18 protein-coding genes are annotated in these 20,816 nt (G+C 48.1%); 7 read left to right on the top strand and 11 right to left on the bottom strand.

The window, feature by feature from the left end; translation table 11 throughout:
• Positions 1 to 22: 22 nt before the first annotated feature.
• From galE to HGH92_RS08855, 4 genes are all read right to left on the bottom strand, one after another.
• Positions 23 to 1,051, bottom strand: coding sequence for a UDP-glucose 4-epimerase GalE (galE, locus tag HGH92_RS08870; RefSeq protein ID WP_168870372.1), 1,029 nt, complete (start codon positions 1,049 to 1,051; stop codon positions 23 to 25).
• A 31-nt stretch (positions 1,052 to 1,082) separates the two neighbouring features.
• Positions 1,083 to 1,955 carry a glucose-1-phosphate thymidylyltransferase RfbA gene (gene rfbA, locus HGH92_RS08865; RefSeq protein WP_168870371.1) on the bottom strand — a complete coding sequence of 291 codons (873 nt, stop codon included), beginning with the start codon at positions 1,953 to 1,955 and terminating at the stop codon, positions 1,083 to 1,085.
• A 148-nt stretch (positions 1,956 to 2,103) separates the two neighbouring features.
• A complete protein-coding gene (locus HGH92_RS08860) occupies positions 2,104 to 3,105 on the bottom strand; it encodes an inorganic phosphate transporter (RefSeq protein WP_168870370.1) in 1,002 nt (333 codons plus the stop codon).
• Between the two features lie 38 nt (positions 3,106 to 3,143).
• Positions 3,144 to 3,794, bottom strand: a complete 651-nt coding sequence (locus tag HGH92_RS08855; protein ID WP_168870369.1) for a DUF47 domain-containing protein — start codon at positions 3,792 to 3,794, stop codon at positions 3,144 to 3,146.
• Between the two features lie 180 nt (positions 3,795 to 3,974).
• On the opposite strand from HGH92_RS08855, the gene HGH92_RS08850 reads away from it, so the two are divergent.
• The 4 genes from HGH92_RS08850 (at position 3,975) to HGH92_RS08835 (ending at position 9,889) form a co-directional block, all read left to right on the top strand.
• The gene (locus HGH92_RS08850; protein ID WP_168870368.1) at positions 3,975 to 4,802 is read left to right on the top strand and encodes a UDP-2,3-diacylglucosamine diphosphatase; all 828 of its coding nucleotides are present in this window, start codon (positions 3,975 to 3,977) and stop codon (positions 4,800 to 4,802) included.
• Between the two features lie 216 nt (positions 4,803 to 5,018).
• A complete protein-coding gene (locus HGH92_RS08845) occupies positions 5,019 to 5,372 on the top strand; it encodes a hypothetical protein (RefSeq protein ID WP_168870367.1) in 354 nt (117 codons plus the stop codon).
• A gap of 238 nt (positions 5,373 to 5,610) precedes the next feature.
• Positions 5,611 to 8,424, top strand: coding sequence for a TonB-dependent receptor (locus HGH92_RS08840; RefSeq protein WP_168870366.1), 2,814 nt, complete (start codon positions 5,611 to 5,613; stop codon positions 8,422 to 8,424).
• A gap of 73 nt (positions 8,425 to 8,497) precedes the next feature.
• On the top strand, positions 8,498 to 9,889 hold the full coding sequence (locus HGH92_RS08835; RefSeq protein ID WP_168870365.1) for a hypothetical protein: 1,392 nt from the start codon (positions 8,498 to 8,500) through the stop codon (positions 9,887 to 9,889).
• A gap of 114 nt (positions 9,890 to 10,003) precedes the next feature.
• Here the strand turns inward: HGH92_RS08835 and HGH92_RS08830 are convergent, their stop codons facing one another.
• From HGH92_RS08830 to HGH92_RS08805, 6 genes are all read right to left on the bottom strand, one after another.
• Positions 10,004 to 11,071 (bottom strand): cytochrome-c peroxidase, encoded by a 1,068-nt coding sequence (locus HGH92_RS08830; RefSeq protein WP_168870364.1) that lies wholly within the window; start codon positions 11,069 to 11,071, stop codon positions 10,004 to 10,006.
• Positions 11,072 to 11,095: 24 nt separating this feature from the next.
• Positions 11,096 to 11,377 carry a YHS domain-containing protein gene (locus tag HGH92_RS08825; RefSeq protein ID WP_168870363.1) on the bottom strand — a complete coding sequence of 94 codons (282 nt, stop codon included), beginning with the start codon at positions 11,375 to 11,377 and terminating at the stop codon, positions 11,096 to 11,098.
• Between the two features lie 17 nt (positions 11,378 to 11,394).
• Complete coding sequence (locus HGH92_RS08820) at positions 11,395 to 12,204, bottom strand: MbnP family protein (protein WP_211092565.1); 810 nt, start codon at positions 12,202 to 12,204, stop codon at positions 11,395 to 11,397.
• Positions 12,205 to 12,214: 10 nt separating this feature from the next.
• Complete coding sequence (locus tag HGH92_RS08815; RefSeq protein ID WP_168870362.1) at positions 12,215 to 13,123, bottom strand: transporter; 909 nt, start codon at positions 13,121 to 13,123, stop codon at positions 12,215 to 12,217.
• Positions 13,124 to 13,290: 167 nt separating this feature from the next.
• Positions 13,291 to 13,671 carry a hypothetical protein gene (locus HGH92_RS08810; protein ID WP_168870361.1) on the bottom strand — a complete coding sequence of 127 codons (381 nt, stop codon included), beginning with the start codon at positions 13,669 to 13,671 and terminating at the stop codon, positions 13,291 to 13,293.
• Positions 13,672 to 13,836: 165 nt separating this feature from the next.
• Positions 13,837 to 15,903: a M13 family metallopeptidase gene (locus HGH92_RS08805; protein ID WP_168870360.1), complete on the bottom strand. Its 2,067-nt coding sequence runs from the start codon at positions 15,901 to 15,903 to the stop codon at positions 13,837 to 13,839.
• Positions 15,904 to 16,231: 328 nt separating this feature from the next.
• Here HGH92_RS08805 and HGH92_RS08800 point away from each other — a divergent pair, with 328 nt between their 5' ends.
• Genes HGH92_RS08800 through HGH92_RS08790 form a run of 3 tightly spaced genes read left to right on the top strand, consistent with a single transcriptional unit; the run spans position 16,232 to position 18,232 of the window.
• Entirely contained in the window at positions 16,232 to 16,552 is a 321-nt protein-coding gene (locus HGH92_RS08800) for a hypothetical protein (RefSeq protein ID WP_168870359.1), read from the top strand.
• A gap of 11 nt (positions 16,553 to 16,563) precedes the next feature.
• On the top strand, positions 16,564 to 16,953 hold the full coding sequence (locus tag HGH92_RS08795) for a group III truncated hemoglobin (RefSeq protein ID WP_168870358.1): 390 nt from the start codon (positions 16,564 to 16,566) through the stop codon (positions 16,951 to 16,953).
• Positions 16,954 to 16,975: 22 nt separating this feature from the next.
• Positions 16,976 to 18,232 (top strand): replication-associated recombination protein A, encoded by a 1,257-nt coding sequence (locus HGH92_RS08790; protein ID WP_168870357.1) that lies wholly within the window; start codon positions 16,976 to 16,978, stop codon positions 18,230 to 18,232.
• Positions 18,233 to 18,277: 45 nt separating this feature from the next.
• Here the strand turns inward: HGH92_RS08790 and pbpC are convergent, their stop codons facing one another.
• On the bottom strand, positions 18,278 to 20,677 hold the full coding sequence (pbpC, locus tag HGH92_RS08785) for a penicillin-binding protein 1C (RefSeq protein WP_168870356.1): 2,400 nt from the start codon (positions 20,675 to 20,677) through the stop codon (positions 18,278 to 18,280).
• Between the last annotated feature and the right edge of the window lie 139 nt (positions 20,678 to 20,816).

The following is a 20,816-nucleotide window of genomic DNA, read 5'->3' as shown; positions in this document are numbered from 1 at the left end:
GTAAACATTTAATATCAGGAAGTTAGTTGCTCAGTACTTTATTGCGGAGACTAACCTCCCACTGCCATGCTGTGCGCATACAGTCTTCGATGCCAATTTCCGGTGTCCAGCCGAGTTTTTCCTTGGCGCGGTTGTTATTGGCGTAGATCTCGATCACGTCACCGGGGCGGCGTGGGCCAGTAGTATAGTTGAGTTTTACACCGGATATTTTTTCAAAAGCTTTAATGGCTTCCAATACAGTAACGCCATTGCCGGTACCGAGGTTAAAGATTTCGCAGTTAGAGGCATTTTTATGGTCGATCAGATACTGCATTGCTCTCGTGTGTGCGTTGGCGATATCAGTCACGTGGATATAGTCACGTACGCAGGAACCGTCGCGGGTATCGTAATCGGTGCCATAAACCACCATTTTCGGGATTTTACCGATAGCTGTCTGGGTGATCACTGGCACCAGGTTGTCTGGTTTGCCGAGGGGCAATTCGCCGATGAGGCCGGACGGGTGAGCGCCTACCGGATTGAAGTAGCGCAGCAGGATAGACTGGGTATCATTTACCCGGCTATAATCCTCAATGATCTGTTCTCCCATTTGTTTGGTGCGTGCATAGGGGGATTGTGCTTCGCCCAGTGGTGTTTCTTCCACAACCGGCAGTGCAGTGGTATTGCCGTATACAGAGCAGGAGGAGGAGAAAACGAAGTGGGGGATATTAAATTCCTTAATGCATTTCAGCACATTGATGAGAGAGGTGAGGTTGTTATGAAAGTACATCAACGGATCTGCTACAGATTCAGGGACCGTTTTAAGGGCAGCGAAATGGATCACACCTACGATGTCCCTGTTTTCATGGAATACAGCATGGGTATCTTCCAGGTTACAAAGGTCTACTTTGTAATTGCGTACTTTTTTGCCGGTAATTTTTTCCACGCCATCCAACAACTGGGTGGTACTTCTGATGTTGCTGTCAACAGAAACCACATCGAAGCCATGATTGATTAAATCTACAATAGTATGGGAGCCAATATAGCCACAACCACCCGTAACAAGAACCTTCATGATAATTTCAGATTTACGTTTTAATGAGATGTCAGATCATTTTTTGTTCCAGTACTCTTTCGAGGTACTGGCCATAGCCGCTTTTCAGCAATGGTTTGGCCAATTCCATCAGTTGACCGGCAGTGATAAAGCCTTTACGGTAGGCGATTTCCTCGATACAGGCGATTTTGATGCCTTGTCTTTGTTCAATTACCTGTACAAACTGGGAAGCCTGCATCAGGGAGTCGAAGGTACCGGTATCCAGCCAGGCTGTTCCGCGTGGTAAGATAGAAACTTTTAATTTGCCGCGCTTCAAATATTCTTTATTCACATCTGTGATTTCATATTCGCCGCGTGGGCTGGGTTGCAGGTTTTTGGCGATTTCCACGACGTCGTTGTCATAGAAATAGAGTCCGGGCACTGCGAAGTTGGATTTAGGTTTAGCGGGTTTTTCCTCGATGGACAGTACACTCATGTCATCGGAAAATTCGACTACGCCATATCTTTCAGGGTCGGATACCTGGTAGGCATATACGATACCGCCGCTGGGATTTGTATTATCTGCCAGTTGCGTACCGAGGCCAGCGCCATAGAAGATGTTGTCTCCCAGTACCAGTGCCACGCTGTCATTTCCGATAAATTGTTCACCGATCACGAAAGCCTGGGCCAGGCCATTGGGCAGGGGCTGCTCAGCGTAGGACAGGTTGAGCCCCAGCTGGCTGCCATCACCGAAGAGGCGTTGAAAGGAGGGCAGGTCATGCGGCGTAGAGATGATCAGAATATCTTTTATGCCGGCCAGCATCAGTGTAGACAGCGGGTAATAGATCATCGGTTTGTCATATACCGGCATTATCTGTTTGCTGATGGCGTAAGTGATGGGATGTAATCGGGTACCGGAGCCGCCGGCCAGGATGATTCCTTTCATTATAGAACTGTTTTGATTGGATGTTATAGGCTTTTATGGAAAACCGCACAAAAATAGCTGCTCTTATCCACATGACGGCATTTTTATACAAAAAAAGCTCCCCGCGAAGGGCGGAGAGCTTTTTTTAATATTATTAAATAACATGATGTTAGATAAAGATACTGGCGATGAGATAGGTCAGCGCTGCCAGCAGGCCGCTGATGGGAATGGTAAGCACCCATGCCCAGAGGAGGCTGACGGTGACGCCCCAACGAACGGCAGACAGCCTTTTGGTGGCGCCTACGCCCATGATGGCACCGGTGATCACGTGGGTGGTACTGGCCGGGATACCGAGGTGTTCGGTGAGGAACAGTGTGATGGCGCCGGAAGTTTCAGCAGCCACACCTTCCAGCGGTGTTACTTTGGTGATACGGGTACCCATGGTTTTAACGATTTTCCAGCCACCGCTCATGGTACCGAGGGCGATACAGGTAAAGCAGGCCAGCGGAATCCAGTCGGGCATCTCCTTGATATTGGGAATATATCCGGCAGCCACCATGGCAGCGGCGATGATACCCATTACTTTCTGGGCATCGTTACTGCCGTGGCCAAGGCTCAATGCTGCTGAAGAGGCCAGCTGCAGGCGTTTGAACCAGTTCTCCGCCCGGAAGGGATTGGCCTTGCGGCAGATATTCACAATAATGATGGTAATAATAAATGCTACCAGCATACCAATCAATGGTGCCAGTACAATGAAGTACACGATAGGCAACACTTTGTGGTAGTTGATCACATCGAGGGTGCCGGCGCTGGTAACAGCTGCACCGATAAAGCCACCGATGAGGGTATGGGAGGAGCTGGAAGGAATGCCCAGCCACCAGGTGAACAGGTTCCAGGTGATGGCGGCCACCAGCCCGCAGAAGATCACTTTCAGGGTGATGAACTGTTCAAATACAGAGCTGGCTACAGAATTGGCTACTTTAAATTCGCCGATCACGTATTTGGCAATAAAAAAAGCCGCAAAGTTAAAAACCGCGGCCCAAAGCACTGCCTGAAAAGGCGTCAGTACCTTGGTCGATACGATAGTGGCGATAGAGTTGGCTGCATCATGAAAACCATTGATATAGTCAAATATAAATGCCAGTATTATAATTATTACTAATAAAGTCATGGTAACACGAGGATTATGCGGTCAGAGCGATGTATCCCTTAGGAATATTTGATTATAATGGTTTCAATTACGTTGGCGCAGTCTTCGCACTTGTCAGTGGCGATTTCCAGGGCCTGGTATATTTCACGCATTTTAATCAGCTCAGCGGCATTTTGCTCGGTATCAAACAAGTCGGCAATGGCACGGTCGTAGATGTCGTCGGCGTGGTTTTCGAGACTATTGATTTTTACGCAGGCATCCGTGATAACACGCATGTTCTGCATGTTGCGCAGTTCAGGGATGGCTTTGTGCAGCTCCAGTACGCCGAGGTGGATCAGCTCAGCGAGCTTGCGGATGCTCTCGTTTTGTGTGTTGACTTTATACAGGTCCATTCTTTTGGCGGAACCGTGGATATAGTCAGCTACGTCGTCCAGTGTGGCAGCCAGGTAGTGGATATCTTCCCGGTCAAAGGGGGTGATAAAGTTTTGTCCCAGCTCTACAAATATGCGATGGGTATAATCGTCATTTTTATGCTCCAGCCTCTCAATCAGATGCACTTTGTCTTTACGTACGGCCGGATCAATGGTCGCTACCAGTTCGTTGAGTACCTGGGCCATTTCCACGAGGTTGGAAGCCACGTCTTCAAATAAAGAATAGAATACCCGGTCTTTCGGCATGAATAGTTTAACAAAGGAATTGAAGCCTCCCATACGTTTGAGTTTAAAAATTTGCCGCAAAAATAGCTTTCAGAATCAATTGGAGCCAGAAAAAAACCTGAATTAATAATTCCTTAACACTGGATTAATATAAAAGTAATATAGCAATTTTTCCTTTGTATAAGAAATTATAATCATAAACAGGTGCCTACAACCTGTTACATTTTCACATAGATGTCTGACAAACGCGCATTAGATATAGTCGTTATTTCCGACGTCCACCTCGGGATATACGGCTGCCACGCTAAAGAGCTGGTCCAGTACCTGGACAGCATAGACCCCCGCATCATGGTGCTCAACGGAGACATCATCGATATCTGGCAGTTTAGCAAACGTTACTTCCCCAAGGCCCATACCAAGGTTATCCGCAAAATCCTGAAGATGATCGGCAAAGGCACCGAAGTGTACTACCTGACCGGTAACCATGACGAAGCCCTGCGTAAGTACGCCGGTTTTGAACTGAGCAACTTCTCGATCGACAACAAGCTGATACTGGACGTTGATGGCAAAAAGCACTGGTTTTTCCATGGCGACGTGTACGACGTGACCATGAAAAACTCCAAATGGCTGGCTAAACTGGGAGGCAAGGGGTATGACCTGCTGATTATCATCAACCGCCTGGTCAACAATATCCTGGAAAGCATGGGCCGGGAAAAGATGTCTTTCTCCAAAAAAGTCAAACAGGGCGTGAAGTCCGCGGTCAAATTCATCTCGGATTTCGAACAGACGGTAGCGGAAATCGCGATCGACAAAGGTTTCGACGTGGTTTGCTGTGGCCATATCCACCAGCCGCTCATCAAGGAAATGCCGGTGGGTGATAAGACTGTGACCTACCTGAATTCCGGCGATTGGGTGGAAAGCCTTACTGCCCTTGAATATGTTGGCCGGGAATGGACCCTGTACCACCACCCCGTCACTAAAAGTAAAACCGTCCTCCCCGAAGATGAAGATGATACCACCCCCGACTGGGACCCTAAAACATTTTCGGATTTAGCTATTTAATTACTGAAAATATTTAAATGATTAAATATTCAAATATTTTTATATTTGAGTGGGATTTTCACATAATCATAACAAGTGCTTAATATTAAATTAAAAGTAGACTTCTAAGTTTGCTTAACTATTCACAGAAAACCTATTTGGAAGCGCAGTAAATGAAGATTGAAAGAAATGAAAGTACTCAAACTACACCCATTAATGACTATATCCCTGTTACAGATGCAAATTCAACGTTTGTTGTCCTGTAATGTAGCGGTATATGTGCGCCATTCCCTGGCCAATGCTTTTGACACCCTGAAAGAAGCAGGACTGGAAGAAGATACCCTGGTGGAATATCCTATTGATGAAACCCTCAGTCTGCGTGAATTTGAGGAAGACCTCGAAGAACGTTTCAACTTCAGCCTGGAGCTCTGCAATAAAGACAACAAGCCATTCACCAACAAAAGCCAGCATCTTTTCCAGATATCCTCCGCCGTGCAGGATAAAAAAGAAGAACGAAACTATCAACTGGATATTTCGCTGGACATGTTGATGAACAACAACAGGCCCACGCCTCCTTCTTATCTGATGTAGCTACTGTCCGCTTTCCCGGCCTTTCCATATCCTTTGTTGATCTTGACCTATCCTATGCATGATTTCGTATACCCGTTCCTGTTAACAATACCATAAACATTTCTTAACTATTAACATACTGGTAACGTCAGCTTAATACTGCGTTAATGCCTCACGGATATTTTTGCCACCGATATTAAAACGGGATTAAAATGAGATTAAAATCATATTAAAACCGTATAAAACAAAACCAAATATCGTGAAGGGCTTCTATTCTGTACCACTGTTATTGCTGACTTTATTTCAATTTATTTTTACGGGAACAGCGCTGGCGGGCGATCCTGCCAAGGTGACCGGTAAGGTGACCGACAAGAAAACCGGCGAAGCATTGATTGGTGTTACCATCGTGGTGCAAGGTACCGGCAAAGGCGCTGTAACTGACGTGGAAGGCCGATACGCTTTCACCATCGAACCGGGCAATTACACGCTCGACTTCAAATACATGGGCTATCAGACAAAATCCATCTCCGATGTGATCGTGAAAGCAGGACTGCCTACATCCCTGAACGTCATCATGGACGAGCCTTCATCCAAAGCATTACAGGAAGTAGTAATCAAAGGTTCTTTTAAACAGGAAACCATCAATGCCCTGTACGCAGCTCAAAAAAACAATGCCGTAGTATCTGATGGAATCTCCGCCGACCTCATTAAAAAATCACCGGACAAAAACACCGGTGAAGTACTGAAACGTGTAAGCGGCACCAGTATACAGGATAATAAATTTGTAGTGGTACGCGGCCTGAGTGAACGCTACAACACCACCCTTATGAACAATGCCCAAATGCCCAGCACAGAGCCGGACAAAAAAGCATTCTCCTTTGATATCATTCCTTCCGGTCTCATTGATAACATTACCATATACAAAACCGCTTCGCCTGACCTGCCGGGCGATTTTGCCGGCGGCGCAGTGAAAGTGAGCACCAAAGACTTTCCTGACCAACGTTTCCTCGACCTGTCGCTCAGCACCGGTTACAATACACAAACCACCTTCAAGAATTTTTATACAGCGCCGCCGCAAGGCAAATATGATTTCCTCGGTTATGACGACGGTTCCCGCGCCCTGCCCGCTGCATATAAAAATGCTGCCAAAGGCAACTATACCATGCTGGAAGATGCGGAAAAAATCGCTATTGCCAAACAGTTCCCGAATACCTACAGCAGTGGAAAACAGGACCGTAAAGGGCATCCGCCGGTTGGTATCCAGTTCTCTGCCGGCAATAGCTGGAATGGCAAGAGGAATAACCGTTTCGGCTATATTTTTTCTGCTAACTACAACAATGGTAATCGCATTAATCTCCGTACCCGCTCGGAAAAAAATATCACCGAACACCTGTTTGATTACAACGACGAACAGTATGCAAAGACCGTTAACCTGGGAGCTGTATTGAACCTGGCCTACAACTGGAGAAACAATAAAATTGCGCTTAAGAATTTTTACAATAACGACTATAGTAATAATTTTACCCGCAGGACCGGATTTGTGTTTGATAACGACAATGTACAGCCGCGTAAAAGTTATAACAACGAGGTCACACAAAACAGCCTTTACAACAGTACGCTGGAAGGTCAGCATGTGCTCGGAAAAGACAAGATCACGGTGGACTGGAACCTGTCTTACGCCCGCGCCGCACGTAATCAGCCGGATCAGCGCATTCTGTCCTTCAAACAAAACAGCGGTGAGGATTTTTACTCCCTTACGCTGTCAAACGAAAACAACCCTAACCTGAAAGAGGCTGGCCGTGTGTATACCAGGCTGTCTGAAAATATCTATGGTGGCAACCTGAATTTTGCGGTACCATTCAAGCTGTTCGGACAATCCCAGAAGTTTAAATTCGGTGGTGTCAAAACTTATCGTAACCGCGACTTCTCTGCCATTGCCCTTGGCTATGCCACCGCTTATTCCAATACTCAGATCAATCTTGATAAAGGCGTAACGCCGGAGAACATCTTCAGCGTGGAGAATATTGACAAATATAAAATTCTGCTGGCAAAGATAGACCTCAATAATAAAGACTATACCGGTACCGCTGATCTCACGGCAGGATACCTGATGTTTGATAATAAATTTACAGAAGCGTTAAGGCTCGTGTGGGGCGCGAGGGTTGAGTCCTATGTACAGGAGCTGAAAGCAGCCGGAGAACAGCAACAACGTTATAACAATGTGGATGTGTTACCTTCTGCCAACGCTACTTATGCTGTAACAGACAAGAGCAATCTGAGACTGTCATTTTCTCAGACAGTGAACAGGCCTGAGTTCAGAGAGCTGGCAGCCTTCAGATATTATGACTATGACAACGAGTTCCTGATTGCCGGCAATAAAGATCTTCAACGCAGTACTGCCACCAATGCGGATTTTCGTTGGGAATATTTCCCTGGCGCCGGTGAAATTATTTCTGCCTCTGTGTTCTACAAGCACTTTAATAACCCGATTGAACAAACGAATAATGGCAACAGTGTGTTGTCCTTTGATAATGCGCGGTCTGCAAAAGATTTCGGGGCAGAGATTGAATTCCGCAAACGGCTGAATTTTATTTCGCACAGTAAACTGGCAGAGAACCTGGTATTCTATGCCAATGCCGCTTACATCAATTCTGACGTTGATCTGCCAGGTGTTAATGGCAACAAGAAAACACCGTTGCAGGGACAATCACCTTATCTGATCAACGGGGGCCTTTCCTATGCCCCTGTAGATAATAACTTTTCAGTTAACCTGCTGTATAACAGGATTGGTCAGCGCTTGCGCTTCCGCGGCACCGATGCCGGCCTGGATACTTATGAGAAGCCAAGAGACGTGCTGGATTTCCAGATCAGCAAACGCCTGTTCCGTAATGCAGGTGAATTGAAGCTGAATATCTCCGATATATTGGCACAACCTATTGCCTTGTACTATAAGTTCCCCGGAACAGATAAGACAGCCTATCAAAGCGGGCATGATCACATCATCAGTTCATTAAAACCGGGTACCACATTTACCATCACCTTCAAGTATAATTTTTTATCCGGGACTAAGTAATATTTTTTTAACAGGCTTTTCATATTCACCTAACAACTGGTATTAATATTTGTAAATCAAATAATTAGTAATTATGACTAAGAATTATGTACTTGGCTTGCTGGCCGTAGCGTCATTGGCTGCCTGCAGTAAAAAAGATGACAACAACACTACGCCTCCGCCGTCCAACAACAGCGACACCGTATATGTCCGTGGAAAAATCTCTGCCAGCCAGACCTGGTCTAAAAACAAAGTATATAAACTACGTGGCTATGTGTATGTAGATGCACCTGCTGTATTGACTGTTGAAGCGGGTACGCAGATCATCAGCACAAGAGACTCTGCTGGCGTACTGGTTGTTTACAAAGGCGCGCAGATCAACGCCAATGGAACTGCTGATAATCCGATCGTATTCACTTCCGGTCATACCGACAAGAAACCAGGTGACCTGGGAGGTATTATCCTCGTAGGCAGTGCCACCGGTAACGGTAACCACGCTGTGATTGAAGGTGGCGTAGATGGCGATCACAAAGCTTTTGGTGGTACCAATGATGCCGACAACTCCGGCACTATGCAATATGTAAGAATTGAATACGCTGGTAAGGCAGTATCCCAGGACGACGAAGTGAACGGCCTGTCCCTGTACACCGTTGGTAATAAAACCACGCTGCACCACATTCAGGTTGTAAACGGTCTGGATGATGCGTTTGAATTCTTCGGCGGCACCGTAAACGCCAAATATCTCATCGCTTACAACACGGCTGATGATGATTTCGATATGGATGATGCTTACAAAGGTATGATTCAGTTCGCGGTGTCTGTTAAACAGCCTTCTTTCACCGATCCTAAAGGTGCAAGTGGCGACGTGTCCAACAACTTTGAAGTGGACAACACCAACCCTGCCAATAAACCTATCACTACTACACCGACAACCTTCCCTGTTCTGTCCAACTTTACAGCCATTGGTCCCAACAATGCTACCGGCACCAGTGCTGCATATGGTTATGGCGCCCGCTGGAGAAGAGGTTGCCAGTTCATCCTGGGCAACTCTATCATCATGGGTTCACAGAAAGAAGCTATGCGTGTAGACGATAACGTTACCATGGGCTTCTATAATGATGGTACCAGCGGCGTAAAAAACAGCCTGCTGCACAGCTCTTCCGCTAACGTATTCTCTACTGCCAACAGCGGTGCTGCTGTACTGTTGACAGTTGATCAGCTGAGTGCATTAGTAACCGGTCGTGACGCTACCCAGGTGTTCCTGGCTGCCAATGCAGGCGATATCAAACTGAAAGATCCGTTCAATAACAAGACTCCTGACCTGGCTCCTCAGACTGGCTCTCCTGCTTTAGCAGGTGCTAAATTTGAAGGTAAACTGGCAGATGCTTTCTTTGACAAAGTGGCCTACCGCGGCGCCATTGATCCGGCTAATGACTGGACCAAAGCCAAATGGGTTGCCTGGGACAGAGTTGTAGTAACACAATAGTATTTTTTTTAGATTTCATAAGCTGTATTTACACCGTCCTGGTTTATACCGGGACGGTTTTTATTTAGTACCTATGCTGCCAACAAAAAGAGCCGTGATCACACGGCTCTTTTTTTAATTTCCCTGTACAAACCCTGGTGGCGGCGCAAACCGCTCATCGGTGATAAATCCTTTGTCACTCAGGGTTTTCAGAAACGCAATGAGTGCTTTTTTATCACTTTCACTGAATGAGAACCCGTTTTTAAAAGCCGGGTCCAGCGTGGCAGTTGGATAAAAGCCGTTATCATAGTGGTTCATGACGCTTTCCAGGCTGCCAAAGCGGCCATCGTGCATGTAAGGGGCTGTGAGCGCTACATTGCGCAAAGACGGTACTTTGAACTTGTACAGGTCTTCATCGAGCAGCGTTATTTTATAACGTCCGGAGTCGGTACCGAAGGGCCGCGGGGCCACGCCATTGTTACGAAAGCTGTTGTCGGTGAACAGCGGCGGCTTATGACAGGAGGCGCAACGTTGCTCAAACAATGCCAGTCCTGTTTTCTCTTCATCGCTGAAAGTCTCTTTGCCTGCTATAAAGCGGTCGTACCGGGAGTCTGCGCTGACCAGCATCACCATGAACTGGGATAATGCTTTCAGCATGCGGGTGCTGTTGATTCCAGGCGATCCGAACGCTTTTTCAAACAATTGCTGATAGCGGTTGTTGCGTTGCAGTTTACCGATCACGTTACCGAGTTTGTCATCCATTTCCACCGGGTTTTCTATGGGGGCGATGGGTTGCAGATCGAGGTCATGCACACCGCCATCCCAGAAGAAGGAGGTGGACCAGGCCATATTCTGGATAGGAGGCGAATTGCGGGTGCCGAGGCGGTCTTCTATACCGTGACTGACATCATGGCCGTGGTGGGTAAATGCATTGGCTTGTATATGGCAGCTGGCGCAGCTGATGGTGCCGTCTCGGCTTAGCAGGCCGTCGTAGAAGAGTACTTTGCCGAGGGCGAATCCTTCGGTGGTGACCGGGTTGTCTGCCAGGCGGTAAACAGGCTCCGGAAATCCTGCCGGCTTCACGAAGGCGATGTTTTTAAGCGGTTCCGGTGCTGGTGTGGTGTTTTTCTTGCTACAACCGGTGATAAGGAAGGTGAGTAAGGGCAATAGAACACCCCTGCCCCACCTGTAACTGTGATGCATAAACGAATAATTAATAAGGAGTGCTTACTTTTTCAGTTTTGCCATGTATTTCTCCGGTTTTTTGAGAAAGACTTCCTTACAGGTGATGGAACAAAAATGAATCGTGTCTTTTCCGTAAACGGTCCATTCCTTGTAGCTGGTGTCATACGGCATTTCGCATACAGGGTCGGGCCATTTATCGCTGACTGCGGTTTCCGTTGCAACGGGTGCTTCGGGCATGGGTGCATCTTTTGTTTCAGCAGGTTTGCTGTTCTGATTGCAGGCGAGAGCCAGGAGAACGCTACAGGTTAAGATCAACTGTTTCATGATAGAATTAATTAATGTTATTCGTTATGCACGTGGTCAATGTTAAACATTTGTGTGTAATTATTCGCGATTTTCTCTGAAAATGGCGATGTCATTACGTTTGGATCGGAGGCGAAACTCACATTGGTGGTGCCGTTCAGCATTTTGAGCGCATCCGCAAAGAAATGGACCTGCGCTTTACGATCGCGGCGAACAATGGCTTTTCCATTGTTGGGGATGGTAAGGATCACCTCGCGTGTGTTGTTGAGCGTACGCGGACCGTTATTGAAATTGCCGCCATACAGGCCGATATGATAGCGGAAAAGTTTCTGTGCATCTGTAGAAACCGGTGAGCTGCCTTCCAGTTTGACGAAGATGTAACCACTGTTCCATGACCAGTACATATCTGCCGCGCCTTCCGCAGGGTCAAGCACGCCGGGACGTTTGCTGATGTCCATGGTATTACGGGCGCTGTCTACGCCGATCATAAATTTCACCTGTGTATAATCTCCTGCGGGCACGTTGTACAATGTATGGAAGGCCGACGTTTTATTGTCTTCGCTGATAAGAAAATAACTGCTGTCCTGCGGTACAGTGTATACCTGTCCGGAAACGGTGATCAGCCGAAAGTTGCTGACATAGTAGGCAAATTTGCTGATGGTAAACGATTCACCGGCGGCATTGCGGTATTGCTGGTTGTTAAGTATCAGATCGTCTGTTCCTGCGCGGTTGTCGAATTCGAGCACCACAACGCCTTTTTCGTTCGGGTCTGTGGCGGGCGCTGTTTTGTCTTTGGAGCAGGAGGCCAGTATAAAGAGTATGCTGAGAAGTAGAATATTTTGTTTCATAAGGATTGTTTTAGAAGAAGAAATTAACGGTAGCGGATAAACGCGCGTACGTTTTATTGTATCCGGCAGACAGATGCTGGTATACCGGCAGCTGTGCCTGTACACCGGCGGAAAAACGTTTGAAATAGACGTCGGCGCCGATGCTGGTGTGCAGCATATCGCCGCCGGTATATTCTTTGGCTTTATGCAGCTCATAATCGCCGGAGGCGTGTTCGTACATGAGGCCTGCATAAGGCTGCAGGGCCACCGTTTTGCTGACAGGCTGGTACAGGAACCCGCGCAACGAACTGTTAAAACGGTTGCCGAAGCGGTATTCCTCTTTATTGGTGGTATTGATACGGTAGCTGGCATCCGTATTGAGCCCCCATTTACCGCGCCTGACGGTATATACAGCGTTCAGTACAAAATCGGTGCTACGGCTGCCGGGCTGGAAGTTTTGGTAGATATTGCCACCTTCGTCCGGAATGCCGGTTTTGCCGGTGGGCAGTTTAATCCCGCCGCCAGCCTGGAATACATGGTGCCATTTTTTGCCCAGGTCCCAGTTGTTGTCAATAAGTGTATAATTGGCCATCAGGGTGATGTCTCCCAGGCCGGAGACTGTGGTGATGCTTTTGCCCTCCTCCCTTCTGAAATATTGGAACGGCACGAAAGCGAAGAATTGTAATCTTTTGGTGGCGTACCATCTGCCCCACAGTTCAGTGGTATGGTAGAACTCCCGGGATTCATGGTTCGCGGTATTGCCCAGTTCCATGGGATGGGTGGATTTAAACTGCCGGTATCCGTAACGGAGACCGATAAAGTTCTTATGATATTGTGGCAAAATGCCCAGCTGGTAGCCACTTGCGGAACATCCGCAGATGTCGCAGGCCACGGCAGATACAGGCATGAGAATAGCCATGATGAAAAACAGCTTTTTCATTGCAAGGGTTTAATCGGCAAATCAATAACAGTATCGGCTATACGTAATGAATAGCGATAACAATGACAGGCACACCAATAGTGTGTCAGGTAACCATCAATAATAAAAACGACAGGGGAACTGACAGCATAGGCTATCGGTTTACCGGAAATAATAACACAGACGGATTAGCAGAGAGGGGGGTGAAACACGCTGGTGATGGGACTATAAGTGGGTTTCATAAGATAGAATGCGGTCTGTTCGGTGATGATATCGGAGCAGGGCGCTTCATTGGAGAAAACAAGTTGTTCACAGAATAAAGTGACTTCTTTGTTCTCTTTTTGCGCGTACGGATTCTTTTGTTCCTGCTGCTCCTCGCGCAGTAACTGTTTCCTCAACTGGCATTTACCGTTACAGTGCATGGCCGGGTTGTTCCTGTTTTCGCAAAGGTTGGCAGCAATGTAGGCCTGGTTTATCTTATAGCTGATAAAGACCACTGCTGTGCCGAAATTTTGCAGCAGAACGATAACACATAGTAATATGCAGAAGAGTTTTTTCACGCGTTGCAAAAATAGATATTTTCATCATAAAATATTCGGGCATTTATCAAAACTGATATAAATCATATGGTGTTATCAACGCAAACGCCCACCGCGTAAGGCGGTGGGCGTTTTATTTATCTTATACTGATCTCCGCTTATCAGGCGGACCAGCAATAATCATGATCATCAAAGTTACCAGATAACAACTCTTTCAGCTTCCGGCAGTACCATTTTGTTTCCTTGCTGGCATCCCCATGCGTCCTGGAATTCTTTCAGGTGCGGTAAGGGGCCGTTGATACGTGCTCTGGCCGGAGAGTGAGGGTCTGTTTGGATTTGCTGGCGGAGCGCGGCATCGGTGATGTTGCCGTGCCATACCTGTGCCCATCCGAGGAAGAAGCGTTGTTTCCAGGTGAAGCCGTCAATTGGTTTGGGTTCCTCTTTACCTTCGAAAGATTTTTGCAGCGCATAGTAAGCGAGCGTGAGACCGCCGAGGTCGGCAACGTTTTCACCGATGGTGAGGTCACCTTTGATTTTGAGGCCTGGTGCCACTTCCATGCTGCTGAAGTAGTTGATGTAACGTTTGGTCAGCTTGTCGAAGTTTACACGGTCGGCTTTGGTCCACCAGTTTTTCAGGTTGCCGTCAGCATCAAACTGAGAGCCCTGGTCATCGAAGCCGTGTGTGAATTCGTGGCCGATCACCGCGATGATGCCACCGTAGTTGATAGCGTCGTCAGCGTTGGCGTTATAGAACGGTGGCTGAAGGATACCGGCAGGGAACACCACTTCATTGTTCAGCGGGTTGTAGTACGCATTAACGGTTTGCGGTGTCATGCCCCATTCGCTTTTATCCACAGGCTTACCGATTTTGTCTATATTCTCTTTGTGTTCGTAGAGTATGGCGGAGATAGCGTTTTCCAGCAGCGTGCCTTTATCGACCTGGATAGAAGAATAGTCTTTCCATTTATCGGGGTAACCGATTTTGTAGGTAAAGGAGGCCAGTTTTTTGCGGGCCATTTGTTTGGTGGAATCGCTCATCCAGGTCAGTTTATCGATGCGTTCACCATATACGGAGCGAACGTTTTCGATCATTTTGGATACTTTCTCCTTACTGCTTTCAGGGAAATATTTTTTAGCGAACAGTTTACCCAGTGGCATGCCCAGTTTGGCGTCGGTAGAGCGGATAGCTCTTTCAGCACGGGTTTTCTGTGCTTTTTTGCCGGTCATTACGGTACCGAAGAAATGGAAGTTCTCTTCATCAAAAGCTTTAGGCAGGTAGCCGGCAAAGCTGGTGAGGAGTTGCCATTTGGTATATGTTTTCAGTACATCGATAGGAGTTGTTTTCAGCAGTTTGCTGGCATTGGTGAGATACTCTTTGTTCTGAAGAACAAGGGTGTCGGTTTTGATGTCCTGTTTTTGGCTGAATGCGTCCCAGTCGAAGTCCGGCGCGAGTGTTTTCAGTTCACTGAAAGCAGCTCTGTTGTATGTTTTAACCGGATCACGGAGGGCTACATTGGTCAGCTGTATTTTAGCCAGCTGGCTTTCGAGGCCGAGGATGGTGATGCCGGGTTTTTGTTCCGGGAAACCTGCGAGGGTGAACATTTTATCTACGTGTTTAACGAATTCGTCGCGCACGTTTTTGGTGGCGGAATCCTGTTGTTCGTAGTAGCTTTTTTCGCCCAGGCTGAGACCGCTTTGCCCTTGGTAGAGGATGTTCATTTTGCTGTTCTTCGCATCAGCCTCAGCACCGAAGCCGGTGAAGGAGGACACGCCTATTTTCTGGAGTTCGCCGGTGACCGCTGCCCAGTCGGCCAGGGTTTTAATGGCTTCAATTTTGTCCAGGTAAGGTTTCAGCGGGGTGATACCTCTTTTTTCGATGGTAGCGGTATCAAGGAATGAGGTGTAGTAGTCTGCGATCTGTTGCTCTTCAGTGCCTTTCTTGAGGTCTGTTTTGCCGGTGAGTTCAGCGATAATGCCTTTGAGGCGTACTTCCTTGTTTTGTTTGTCGAGGATACCAAAGGCGCCCCAGCGGCTTTCGGTGGAAGGGATAGGATTGTTCTTTTTCCAGTTCCCGTTGGCGTAATTGTCGAAATCGTCGCAGGCTTTGTAGGCAGTGTCGATATCAGCGACGTTGAATGCCGGGACTTTGGTTGTGTCGGCAGAAGCTTCCTGGTGTTGCTGCGTGGAACTATTGGAGTTACAAGCCGCGAAGGTAACCATGGCGGCCAGTAACGGTAGTTTTACCGCATTGTTTTTCTTCATATGTAAAACAGGTTTAGTGTTTAAAGTTATGGAAAAGCGGGCACCAAAAATCAGGGCTTTTGTATGAGCGGCAAGGTTTATGTACATGTTGCTAGATAAGAAGCCTGATTTTCTCTTTAAATTAGGTAGGAATTAGGTAGGTTTGTGTCGTAAAATAAGCTTTTTGATGAGTTTGATGTTTAAATTATACAGGATTTTTACTGCCCTTGCCTTGATGATAACAGGTTTTTTTACGTTTGCAGGCGTGTTTTCGGTCTTTACTGTAGGCTTCATTCCTTTGTTGATTCTGTCTGTAATGGCCTGGGGGGCTTGTTTTATACATAGCGTTTTGTCTATATATCTTCAGCGTAGCCTGTTGCTGCCGGAAGTCGTGCTGAAAGAGAACACACCAGGCGGCATCCGGATCATGGGCGTGATCACCGTACTTTGGGGTGGCCTGTTATTTGTGCTGGGCGCAGGTATACTGGCGATGCCGCCGGAAGCGAAAAAGGATGTGATACAGCAATTGGGCGCAGACAACCCGGCTATACTGACACCAATGGGCATTGTATTCCTGCTCATCGGGTTTATACTGACATTTAATGCCAACCTGTCTTTCCGTTTCCTGCGCGAATGGACACGAAGGGAAGAAAGCGGAGAGGAAGAATAGAATATCTTGTTATGGAAAGAAAGCAGATAACCAGCAGGGCAGATATACAGTTGTTGGTTGACAGCTTTTATGAGAAAGTGAAAACAGACGCTGTTATCGGCTATATCTTCCAGGACATTGCACAGGTAGATTGGGGGAAACATCTCCCCGTTATGTACGATTTCTGGGAACAGTTGTTATTGGACAGTAATCGTTATGGCAGAAACACGATGGCGCCACATTTCGCGCTTAACCAGAAAATACCGCTGCAACCTGTTCATTTCGACCGCTGGATTTTATTGTTTGAAACAACGGTGAACGAGCTGTTTACCGGTGAAAAAGCGGAGCTGGCCATCAGCCGCGCCCATTCCATCAAAGATATTATGCAGTTCAAGATGCAACAGATCAATCAACCCAAATAATCATCCAGTAGAATAAAAGTGTATGCAACCATTAGCAGAACGGTTAAGACCTGTGACGTTAGACGAACTGGTGGGGCAGGAACATCTTACCGGAAAAGACAGTATCCTCAGAAAAGCCATTGAACAAGGGAAGATACCTTCGATGATTCTGTGGGGCCCTCCGGGCGTTGGCAAAACCACCATTGCCAATATCATAGCACATACCCTTCAGGTCCCTTTTTATACGCTGAGCGCTATCTCCGCCGGCGTAAAGGAAGTGAGGGAAGTGATAGAGCTGGCCAGGCGCCAGCGCCATGCCGTGCTTTTCATTGATGAGATCCACCGGTTCAATAAGTCCCAGCAGGACGCGCTACTGGGGGCCGTGGAAAAGGGCATCATCACCCTGATTGGCGCCACTACCGAAAACCCTTCTTTTGAGGTCAATGCGGCGGTTTTATCGCGCAGCCAGGTATATGTGCTGCGGCCGCTGGGCAACGAGCAGCTGATGCAGTTGCTCAGGCAGGCGATGGAACGTGACGAATGGCTGAAAAGCAAAAACATCGAATTAAAAGAAACGGCAGCACTGTTTAATATCTCCGGTGGTGACGCGCGGAAGCTGCTTAACCTTTTTGAACTGGTGGTAGGCACCCTGCAGGAAGATCCCATCGTCATCACCGATCAGAAGGTGATGGACATCGCACAGCAACGGGTAGCTATCTACGACAAAACCGGGGAGCAGCATTATGATATCATCTCCGCTTTTATCAAAAGCATCCGCGGCAGTGATCCCAACGCGGCCGTATATTACCTGGCACGTATGATAGAAGGCGGCGAAGATGTGAAATTTATTGCCCGCAGACTGGTGATACTGGCTTCCGAAGATATCGGGAATGCCAATCCGAATGCGCTGTTGCTGGCTACAAGCTGTTTCCAGGCGGTGAACCTGATCGGCTATCCGGAGTCACGGATCATCCTGTCGCAATGTGTGACCTATCTCGCCTCTTCCGCCAAGAGCAATGCATCGTACATGGCCATCAATGCGGCGCAGTCACTCGTAGCGAAGACCGGTGACCTGCCGGTGCCGATGCATATCCGTAACGCCCCTACGAAAATGATGAAAGAAATGGGGTATAGTAAAGGTTATGCCTATGCCCATGACTACGACAGCAATTTTGTAGAGCAGGAATTTTTACCTGATGCCATTAAAGGCACCAAACTGTACGATCCCGGAAAGAATGCGCGGGAAGATGAGCTGAGACGGCATCTGAAGCAGTTGTGGAAAGACAAGTATAACTACTGACGATAAAAAAAGCGAAGACACTGTCTTCGCTTTTTTTTATGATGATCATTGGTCTTTTTCTTTGGCCAGTATCTCAAAAGTCTGTTCAATTCTTTCACCATTTTCATCCACCAAAGTGATGGTATGTTTCCCCGGTGGCGGGTGTAGTGCCATCTGATGGAATTCCACGGTTTCCCCGATGAAGCTGTTGTCGAGGTGCCAGTATATTTTGGCGGCGCTATTGCGGTGTGTGGCCGTGAAAATGGTTTGTCCGGCCTGACCGTTCAGTTCTGTGGGCACAAAGATGCGGGCATTAGGCCGCGGATATATCAGTTCGATTGGTGCTTTGTCCTGCCCCAGAGAGCCGATGCAGTCAGGTTTATAGGGTGGCAGTGGCGCGTAGTAGTTTTTGCTGCGGTAATAAAATTCCTGCGATGGTGGCAGGATAAACCACGCTTTATGCTGCATGAACTGCGGGGATTCACAGTTTTCTGTTACGCGCCACTGGCCGGTACGATCGAGATGTACCAGTTGATGGTAAGGGCATACCCCCGAGCGGATACCTGCAACCGGTACATTGATGGAATCTTTTTCATCACACAGTTCATTGGCCCGGTAACCGCTTTTGCGGCATATCTCCACTTTCCGGAGCTGGGCCGTGGGCGTGGTAAACCAGCTGCCGGTACGTAACAGCCTGAACACATCGAACATGACGGGGGCTGCGGTGGACACGCCGATGAGGCCGGGGCGGCCTTCTCCGTCCGCATTGCCTACCCACACGCCCACTACGTATTTGGGGGTGACGCCAATAGCCCATCCATCGCGGAATCCGAAGCTGGTGCCTGTTTTCCAGGCTATACGCTGTGAGGAAGAGAACTGTTGCCACAGCAGTTCTTCACCGGGCCGCATTACTTCCGTCATGGCTTCAAAGGTGTACCAGATGGAGCCTGCATCGAGAATGCCCTCTTTGCTTAGTCCGTATTGTGAAGGACGTTGTATGTCTGCCTGATAGTTTGGCGGATGGATATCGTCCATATCGTATTTGCCGCGGTATTGCTCGAGGTGGACGAGTGTCCGGGCCATACTGGCGTACATGCCGCACATCTCCCATAAGGTTGTTTCCCCGCCGCCAAGGATCAGTGACAGGCCGTAGTGGTCGGCTGGTTTATTGAGCGTGGTGATGCCCATTTTTTGCAGCAGTGTATGAAAGCGTTCATAGCGGTACATCTGCAGCATGCGTACCGCGGGAATATTGAGAGAGCGCGCCAGTGCGCGGGATGCCGGCACTGCGCCGTCATAGCCAAGGTCAAAGTTTTGCGGCGAATACCCGGCTATTTGCGTGGGGATGTCTGGTATCAGGGTATTGGGCAGTATCAGTCCGTCGTTGAGCATGGCGGCGTATAACACCGGTTTGAGGGTGCTGCCGGGGCTTCTTCTGGCTTGTATAATGTCCACATGGCTTTCCAGTTCCGGGTCAGCGGGATTGTAGATGTTGCCTACATAAGCGAGGGTGTTGCCTGTTTCCACGTCCAGTACCAGTACTGCCGCGTTGTTGATGCGGTTGGCTTTGTACGCGTTGTGGTACCTTTTCGCGATGGCCGTGACGTTTTTTTGCAGCGATGCTTCCACAGTGCTTTTGATGCGGGTGGGGCCATCGGATTTTTGCTGCTGGTAGTCGAGGCGGAAGCGGTCCAACAGATGGGGTGCGTCCTGCGGCAGTGGCAGCGGCTGTTCCGGCAACGGTTCCAGCTTGGCCAGCTGACAGGTGATGCTATCGATGGTTTTGTTGCGGTACAGTTTATTCAGCAGTTGATTTCGTTTATTCAGCAGCGTATTACGGTTACGGCCGGGGTGTACCAGCGCCGGACTGTTGGGCAGTACTGCCAGCGCCGCCATTTCGCCCCATGACAGCTGGTCGGCTTTACGGCCGTAGTAGCGCCAGGAGGCGGCTTCCAGTCCTACCACGTTACCACCGAAAGGAGCGTTGGCAGCGTATAGTGCGATGATTTTCTTTTTGGAGGCAGCGAATTCGAGGCGGGTGGCCAGTACCGCTTCCACTATTTTCTGCCACACGGTGCGGGGTTGGTTGCGGGATATGCGGATCACCTGCATGGTGATGGTGCTGCCGCCGCTGACGACTTTCTTTCCCCGCAGGTTTTGACGGATGGCGCGGCTGATAGCCAGCGGGTCTAACCCCCAGTGGTAATAAAAGCGTTTGTCTTCATAAGCGATGATACATTTCTCGAATTTCTCCGGCACGTGCGGATTATAGGGAAAGCGCCATTGTCCGTCGGGCGCTATGCTGGCGTTCAGCAGGTCGCCATTCACATCTTCCAGCACAAAGGAGGTGGGACTGGTAAACAATTGGCGGGGCAAACAAAAGTAATAGGCAATCAGTAGTATGCCGGCTGCTGTCAGCCACCATTTTCTTTTTTTACACCATTGCCTGAAGCGTTGAAATTTCATTCGTGATAACGGTATTGTCGGTTGGGTTAATGTTTTGAGGTATTAAAATTCATTCATTCTGATCTGTTCATTATCATCACCAAAATGAACAGGGTATTACATTTCCCGGTACTTAAATTTGAAGCTTCATTTTTAAAAC

Origin of the sequence: Chitinophaga varians (genome assembly GCF_012641275.1) — a bacterium.
Taxonomy (GTDB): Bacteria; Bacteroidota; Bacteroidia; order Chitinophagales; family Chitinophagaceae; genus Chitinophaga; species Chitinophaga varians_A.
The sequence above is the reverse complement of the archived record's forward strand: the minus strand, read 5'-3'. Positions and strand labels throughout refer to the sequence as shown.

Coding starts and splice junctions, on each gene's coding strand:
- HGH92_RS08835 (WP_168870365.1), top strand. CDS start 8,498: ATGACTAAGAATTATGTACTTGGCTTGCTGGCCGTAGCGTCATTGGCT.
- HGH92_RS08830 (WP_168870364.1), bottom strand. CDS start 11,071: ATGCATCACAGTTACAGGTGGGGCAGGGGTGTTCTATTGCCCTTACTC.
- galE (WP_168870372.1), bottom strand. CDS start 1,051: ATGAAGGTTCTTGTTACGGGTGGTTGTGGCTATATTGGCTCCCATACT.
- HGH92_RS08825 (WP_168870363.1), bottom strand. CDS start 11,377: ATGAAACAGTTGATCTTAACCTGTAGCGTTCTCCTGGCTCTCGCCTGC.
- rfbA (WP_168870371.1), bottom strand. CDS start 1,955: ATGAAAGGAATCATCCTGGCCGGCGGCTCCGGTACCCGATTACATCCC.
- HGH92_RS08795 (WP_168870358.1), top strand. CDS start 16,564: ATGGAAAGAAAGCAGATAACCAGCAGGGCAGATATACAGTTGTTGGTT.
- HGH92_RS08850 (WP_168870368.1), top strand. CDS start 3,975: ATGTCTGACAAACGCGCATTAGATATAGTCGTTATTTCCGACGTCCAC.
- HGH92_RS08845 (WP_168870367.1), top strand. CDS start 5,019: ATGCAAATTCAACGTTTGTTGTCCTGTAATGTAGCGGTATATGTGCGC.
- HGH92_RS08855 (WP_168870369.1), bottom strand. CDS start 3,794: ATGGGAGGCTTCAATTCCTTTGTTAAACTATTCATGCCGAAAGACCGG.
- HGH92_RS08805 (WP_168870360.1), bottom strand. CDS start 15,903: ATGAAGAAAAACAATGCGGTAAAACTACCGTTACTGGCCGCCATGGTT.
- pbpC (WP_168870356.1), bottom strand. CDS start 20,677: ATGAAATTTCAACGCTTCAGGCAATGGTGTAAAAAAAGAAAATGGTGG.
- HGH92_RS08790 (WP_168870357.1), top strand. CDS start 16,976: ATGCAACCATTAGCAGAACGGTTAAGACCTGTGACGTTAGACGAACTG.
- HGH92_RS08815 (WP_168870362.1), bottom strand. CDS start 13,123: ATGAAAAAGCTGTTTTTCATCATGGCTATTCTCATGCCTGTATCTGCC.
- HGH92_RS08820 (WP_211092565.1), bottom strand. CDS start 12,204: ATGAAACAAAATATTCTACTTCTCAGCATACTCTTTATACTGGCCTCC.
- HGH92_RS08860 (WP_168870370.1), bottom strand. CDS start 3,105: ATGACTTTATTAGTAATAATTATAATACTGGCATTTATATTTGACTAT.